The following is a 6595-nucleotide window of genomic DNA, read 5'->3' as shown; positions in this document are numbered from 1 at the left end:
TCCGGCTGGTCAGTAGATACACCGGCCACGGAAATATCGATAAGTCGTTGATTCCAGACGCTGCCGCCCTGGTGAATCTCCACCGGGAGATCGATTTTTGCGCGGGAAAACTCGCGGCGCTCCCCGGGAAAATCACTCATCATCTACTCCCTGATACACAATCTAAACCGCATTGAATCACAGCCTACCTCAGCTGCAAACGCTATTTTAGCTTGCGGTAGCGAAGCCGCTGCGGTTGGTCTGCCGCAGCGCCCATACGCTGGCGTCGGTCTTCTTCATAATCACTGTAATTCCCCTCGTGAAACACCACGCCCCCATCGTCTTCGTAGGCAAGAATGTGGGTGGCAACCCGGTCCAGGAACCAGCGATCGTGGGAAATGATCATGGCCGAGCCCGGGAAGGCCAGGATTGCCTCCTCCAGTGCGCGGAGCGTCTCCACATCGAGATCATTGGTGGGTTCGTCCAGGAGAAGCATGTTTGCGCCCTGCTTCAACAGCTTGGCGAGGTGGAGGCGATTGCGCTCACCACCGGAGAGGTCTTTGACATATTTTTGCTGGTCGGCGCCCTTGAAGTTGAAGCGACCGACATAGGAGCGGGAGTTTACCTCGTAACCGCCGATATTCATGATGTCATGGCCGTCGGAAATTTCTTCCCACACCGTCTTCTCGCCTGCGAGATCTTCCCGGGACTGGTCCACGTAGGCAAGCTTGACCGTTTCACCGAGTTCAATGGTCCCCGCATCGGGCTGTTCTTCGCCGTTGATCAGCCGGAACAGGGTGGACTTGCCCATGCCATTGGCACCGATGATCCCGACGATGCTGCCCTTGGGCACGGAGAGCGTCAGGTCTTCAAAGAGCAGGCGATCGTCGTAGGTCTTGCGAAGATTCTGTATCTCGAGGACCTTGTCGCCCAGGCGGGGCCCCGGGGGAATGTATATCTCGTTGGTTTCGTTGCGGCTCTGAAAATTCTGGGACTGGAGCTCTTCAAAGCGCGCCAAACGTGCCTTGCTCTTGGCCTGGCGGCCCTTGGGGTTGCTGCGCACCCACTCCAACTCCGCTTTGATGGCTTTCTGGTGCGAGGCTTCCTGGCGCTGCTCCTGCTCCAGTCGCTGCTCCTTGGCATTGAGCCAGTCGGAGTAATTGCCCTCGTAGGGAATGCCGCGGCCGCGGTCCAGCTCCAGTATCCAGCCCGCGGCGTTGTCCAGAAAGTAGCGGTCGTGGGTGATGGCGACCACGGTACCGGGAAAATCCTCCAGGAAGCGCTCCAGCCAGGCGACGCTCTCTGCATCGAGGTGGTTGGTAGGCTCGTCCAACAGCAGCATGTCCGGCCCGGAGAGTAGCAGGCGGCACAGCGCCACCCGGCGACGCTCGCCACCGGAGAGCGTGCTCACATCGGCGTCCCAGGGGGGGAGGCGCAGGGCGTCGGCGGCTACCTCCAGACGATGATCGATATTGTGTGCATCCGTGGCCTGAATAATGTCTTCAAGGCGTGCCTGTTCCTTCGCGAGGGCATCAAAATCGGCGTCGGGTTCCGCGTAGTCGGCATAGACTTTTTCCAGGCCTGCCAGCGCATCCAGTGCGTCGCTCAGCCCCTCTTCGACGTTGCCGCGGACATCCTTGGCGGGATCCAGCTGCGGCTCCTGAGGCAGGTAGCCGATTTTGAGGTCGGGCTGGGGGCGAGCCTCACCCAGAATATCCGTGTCCAGACCCGCCATGATCTTCAGGAGCGTCGATTTTCCGGAGCCGTTAAGACCCAGCACACCAATCTTTGCGCCGGGAAAAAACGATAGCGAGATGTTCTCGAGAATGGTTTTCTTCGGTGGGACGACCTTGCCCACACGATTCATGCTGTAGACGTACTGTGCCATAGCTGGGTGTGTTCCCTCTGTTTGAACGCGCGGATTCTAACAAAAGCGCGGTCGAGATAGGCCAGATGCCGGCTTTCGGTTAAAATCTCGCCTTTCCTATCTTTGAGCGCATCAGGAGAGATCGCCATGTTTGACGATGCCATGTCCATTGAGGGCTTCGATGACGCCCTGTTTTCCGCCATCTGTGACGAGGAGCGTCGTCAGGAAGAGCACATCGAGCTTATCGCTTCCGAGAACTACGCCAGCCCCCGTGTGTTGCAGGCACAGGGTTCGGTGCTGACGAATAAGTACGCAGAAGGCTATGCCGGTAAGCGCTACTACGGTGGTTGTGAGTTTGTAGACAAAGCGGAGGAGCTCGCCATAGAGCGTGCCAAAGCGCTGTTTGGCGCGGACTACGCGAACGTGCAGCCTCACTCCGGCTCCCAGGCCAATTCCGCTGTGTTTCAGGCATTGGTCAAACCGGGAGACACTATTTTAGGTATGAGCCTGGCGGACGGCGGTCACCTGACCCACGGCGCTAAGCCCAATTTCTCCGGCAAGCATTACAACGCGGTGCAATACGGCCTGGATAACGCCACTGGCGAGATCGATTACGACCAGATTGACGCCCTCGCGCGGGAGCACAAGCCCGCCATGATTATTGGTGGCTTCTCGGCTTACAGCCGCGTGGTGGACTGGGCCCGTTACCGTGCCATTGCCGACGAGGTGGGCGCTTACCTGCTGGTCGATATGGCCCATGTTGCCGGTCTTGTGGCGGCGGGGGTGTATCCCAATCCGGTCCCCTACGCCGATGTGGTGACTTCGACAACGCACAAAACTCTCCGCGGGCCGCGGGGTGGCATCATCCTGGCCAGGGCCAATGAAGCGCTGGAAAAGAAGTTCCAGTCTGCGGTTTTTCCCGGCGGTCAGGGCGGTCCTCTCATGCACGCTATCGCCGCAAAAGCCGTCAGCTTCCTCGAGGCGCAGCAGCCGGACTTCGTGGCTTACCAGGAGCAGGTGGTGGCGAACGCCCGGGCTATGGCTGCGACCTTTATGGAGCGTGGAATTAACATCGTGTCCGGTGGCACAGACAATCACCTGATGTTGGTAGACCTCATCGGCAAGCCCTACACGGGCAAAGATGCAGACGCCGCCCTGGAGGCTGCAAACATCACCGCAAACAAAAACGCGGTGCCCAACGACCCGCGCTCACCCTTTATTACCTCGGGATTGCGGGTGGGCACGCCGGCGATTACTACCCGCGGATTTGGTGAAAAGGAAACCAGGGAGCTCACCAACTGGATGTGTGATGTCCTGGAAGCACTGGAGTCGGGCGACGCCGAAGCAACCATCGCTGCTGTGAAGACCAAAGTGCTGGCTATTTGCGCGCGCTTTCCGGTCTACGGTGAACGTCCCGCAGCCGGGTCGGCGGTCGCTGCCTGAGTCAGGGCGCGAGCCAAAACCAAACACGCAGCAACATACACAGCAACTGAGGCCTCCTCACATGCACTGTCCGTTTTGCTCGGATGACGACACCAAAGTGATCGACTCCCGCCTGGTGACTGACGGGGCCCAGGTGCGTCGTCGGCGCGAGTGCCTGTCCTGCAAGGAGCGTTTTACGACCTATGAGCAGGCCGAACTTGTCATGCCCCGGGTCATCAAGCAAAACGGCAGTCGCGAACCCTTCAATGAAGACAAGCTGCGTGCCGGGTTTCTCCGCGCGCTGGAAAAGCGTCCTGTGTCTGTGGAGTTGATTGAGGCAGAGATCAGCCACATCAAACAAAAACTTCGCGCTACCGGTGAGAGGGAGGTTAACTCCCGGGTACTCGGGGAGCTGGTGATGGACAGCCTCAAAGAGCTGGACAAAGTCGCCTATGTCCGCTTTGCGTCGGTTTATCGAAGTTTCGAAGATATTGCTGAATTTCAGGCCGCCATCGAACGACTGCAGGCCGAACCGGAACGACAACTCGCCACTGCGATTCCTCCCGCCGACAGCGACGCCTGAGGCGTCTTTTGCCTGATGGCCGGTGCAATGCTCAGCGAAACACCCAACGCAGACGACCATCAGTTTATGGCCCGTGCGCTGCGCGTTGCGGAGCGGGGTAAGTACTGGGCACGTCCCAATCCCCATGTGGGTTGCGTGCTGGTAAGGGACTCGATCGTGGTCGGCGAGGGTTTTACCCAACCCGCTGGTGGTGATCATGCTGAAGTAGTGGCGCTGAAGGCCGCCGGCGATGCCGCCCGGGGCTCTACCGCCTATGTGACTCTGGAGCCCTGTGCGCATATAGGTCGGACGCCGCCCTGCTGTAATGCGCTGATAACAGCTGGTGTTTCCAGTGTCGTCGTGGGGCTCCGTGATCCCAATCCCAAAGTGGATGGAGGCGGTATTCGTCATCTTCAGGCCGCTGGGGTCGAAGTGCGCGAAGGCCTGATGGCGGATCAGGTGGAGTTGCAGCTGCCTGGTTTTCTGCAGCGCCAGCGTTGCGGCAGGCCCCGACTGCGCATCAAGCTGGCGATGTCCCTGGATGGACGAACGGCCATGGCGTCCGGGGAGAGTCAGTGGATCACGGGACCCCAGGCGCGCCTGGATGTGCAAAAACTCCGTGCAGAGAGCTGCGCAATTCTCACAGGCGTGGGGACCGTGCTGACGGATGACTGCGCGTTGACGGTGCGGGACGGCGCATTTGGCGACGAGCTTTTGCCCGCCCCGCAGCGTCGTGCCCTTCGGGTCGTTGCGGATACGCAGCTGCGTACGCCGGCGCATGCCGCCGTATTGCAAGGCGACCAGCCCAGCTTGCTTCTTCACGGTAGTGACGCGGATTCGGCCCACCTTCCAGAGGCTGTGGCGCGTATGGTGCTGTCGAGCGGGGAGGGGGGGATTGCACCGGTAGAAATAATGGCTGTCCTGGCTGCGCGGGAATGCAACGAGATTCTGTTAGAATCCGGACCCGCTTTGGCAGGTGCGTTTATGCGAAGTGGCATGGCTGACGAGCTCATTGTCTACCTGGCGCCGGTCCTTTTGGGTAGCCGCGCTCGTCCGTTGCTGGACTTGCCGCTCGATCAAATGGCGGAGGCGCTCAGATTGAGGTTGGTGGATCGTCGGCAGATTGGTGACGATCATCGCTTCGTTTTCGCGCCGCGGAGTCCCGCGTAGCGGTAAGTATCAGAGCAATCAGCAAAGTAAGCAGCAAAGTAACCAGCAAAGTAACCAGTAGTTCATCAGGGTGATCGTATGTTCACGGGTATTATTCAGGCAGTGGGCACTGTCGCAGCACAGCAGCCCAGCGGCGGCGATCTGCGCTTGCGAATACACACGGGGAAACTATCCCTTGACGATGTGGGTATCGGCGACAGCATTGCCACCAATGGTGTGTGCCTGACGGTCACCGAGCTGCCCGGAGACGGCTTCTGGGCGGATGTGTCGCGCGAAACCTTGAACCTGACGACCCTGGGGAATCTGTCCCAGGGGTCCTCGGTGAATCTTGAGAAGTCCCTGACGCCACAGAGCCGTCTCGGTGGCCACATTGTCAGTGGTCACGTGGACGGGCTTGGTGAAATTGTCAGTATGGTCGAAGATGCGAGATCCTGGCGCGTGGTGGTGCGCGCACCGGATGAGCTCGCAAAATACATCGCCCACAAGGGCAGCATCTGTATTGATGGCACCAGCCTGACGGTAAACGCGGTCCATGGGGCGAATTTCGACCTCAACATCATTCCCCAGACCATGACGGAAACCGTATTTGGGAAGTACAGTCCGGGTAGCCCCGTGAACCTCGAAGTCGATGTGATTGCTCGCTACCTTGAGCGGTTACTGCAGGGCTCGGCGGCAGCGAGTCCAGGGGGCGGCATCGACTACCAGACCCTGGCAGAGAACGGATATTTGGATAAAGGCGCATGAGCAAGCAAAACATTAGTAGCGTGGGTGAGCTCCTCGACGATCTCCGTCAGGGCCGCATGGTCGTCATCCTCGACGAGAGAGATGAGAAGGACGCGCGCAATAACGAAGGCGTCGTCATGGTAGCGGCGGAACACTGCTCGGCCGAGCATGTGACGTTCATGGCCCGTAAAGCCCGGGGCCTCGTGTGTCTGGCGCTTACCCAGGAACGCTGCGAGCAGTTGGATCTGCCGCCTATGGTTGCCGGTAACGCGAGCGATAATTCTCATTTCACGCTCTCTATTGAAGCTGCGAAGGGCATCGATACCGGGATATCAGCGGCGGACAGGGCGCATACGGTGCAGGTGGCCGTGGCGGCGCAGGCGGAACCGGCGGACATTGTGCAGCCCGGGCACATTTTTCCCTTGGCGGCGCAGGCGGGCGGGGTGCTCACCCGCGCGGGCCATACGGAGACGGCGGTGGATTACACCCGCATAGCCGGTCTTACGCCCGCGGCGGTGATCGCTGACGTGCTTGATGAGCAGGGAGAGCTTGCCGACGGACCGGCCCTGATGGCGTTTGCCGCGACGCACGGACTCAAGGTCGGAACTGTGGCAGATCTTATTCACTACCGCATTGCCAATGAACAAACCATCGAGCGGGTTCGCGAAGGTGATATCTCCACCCGTTATGGCGCCTTTCAGTTGGCCACCTACCGTGACCGCACCCATGGTGGGCTGCATATTGCCCTGAGTCTTGGGGACATCAGCGCCGCAGAGCCGACTCTGGTGCGGGTGCATGCAACGTCTACCCTGCGAGATCTCCTGGGCAGCGACGTAGAGGGACAGGTCGGTTGGAGTGTCCAGCGGAGTCTT

The 6595-nt window shown here is 59.8% G+C and carries 7 protein-coding genes; 5 read left to right on the top strand and 2 right to left on the bottom strand.

Annotated elements, in window-relative coordinates:
* Nucleotides 1-140: PilZ domain-containing protein (locus ACTG3T_RS10790; RefSeq protein ID WP_439102281.1), on the bottom strand; the 140-nt coding region annotated here is incomplete at its 3' end.
* A 62-nt stretch (nt 141-202) separates the two neighbouring features.
* Complete coding sequence (gene ettA / locus ACTG3T_RS10785; RefSeq protein ID WP_439102280.1) at nt 203-1867, bottom strand: energy-dependent translational throttle protein EttA; 1665 nt, start codon at nt 1865-1867, stop codon at nt 203-205.
* A 126-nt stretch (nt 1868-1993) separates the two neighbouring features.
* Here ettA and glyA point away from each other — a divergent pair, with 126 nt between their 5' ends.
* The 5 genes from glyA to ribB form a co-directional block, all read left to right on the top strand.
* Nucleotides 1994-3289, top strand: coding sequence for a serine hydroxymethyltransferase (glyA, locus tag ACTG3T_RS10780; protein WP_439102279.1), 1296 nt, complete (start codon nt 1994-1996; stop codon nt 3287-3289).
* A 61-nt stretch (nt 3290-3350) separates the two neighbouring features.
* Nucleotides 3351-3851 (top strand): transcriptional regulator NrdR, encoded by a 501-nt coding sequence (gene nrdR / locus ACTG3T_RS10775; protein WP_439102278.1) that lies wholly within the window; start codon nt 3351-3353, stop codon nt 3849-3851.
* 15 nt (nt 3852-3866) lie between these two features.
* A complete protein-coding gene (ribD, locus tag ACTG3T_RS10770; protein WP_439102277.1) occupies nt 3867-5000 on the top strand; it encodes a bifunctional diaminohydroxyphosphoribosylaminopyrimidine deaminase/5-amino-6-(5-phosphoribosylamino)uracil reductase RibD in 1134 nt (377 codons plus the stop codon).
* A 78-nt stretch (nt 5001-5078) separates the two neighbouring features.
* Complete coding sequence (locus tag ACTG3T_RS10765) at nt 5079-5744, top strand: riboflavin synthase (protein WP_439102276.1); 666 nt, start codon at nt 5079-5081, stop codon at nt 5742-5744.
* Nucleotides 5741-6595, top strand: an 855-nt coding sequence (gene ribB / locus ACTG3T_RS10760; protein WP_439102275.1) for a 3,4-dihydroxy-2-butanone-4-phosphate synthase, incomplete at its 3' end; no start/stop codon positions are given. The genes ACTG3T_RS10765 and ribB, both read left to right, overlap by 4 nt.

The sequence above is a fragment of the Congregibacter sp. genome (assembly GCF_965660375.1).
Classification (GTDB): domain Bacteria; phylum Pseudomonadota; class Gammaproteobacteria; order Pseudomonadales; family Halieaceae; genus Congregibacter.
This window is presented reverse-complemented; position numbering and strand designations above follow the sequence as displayed.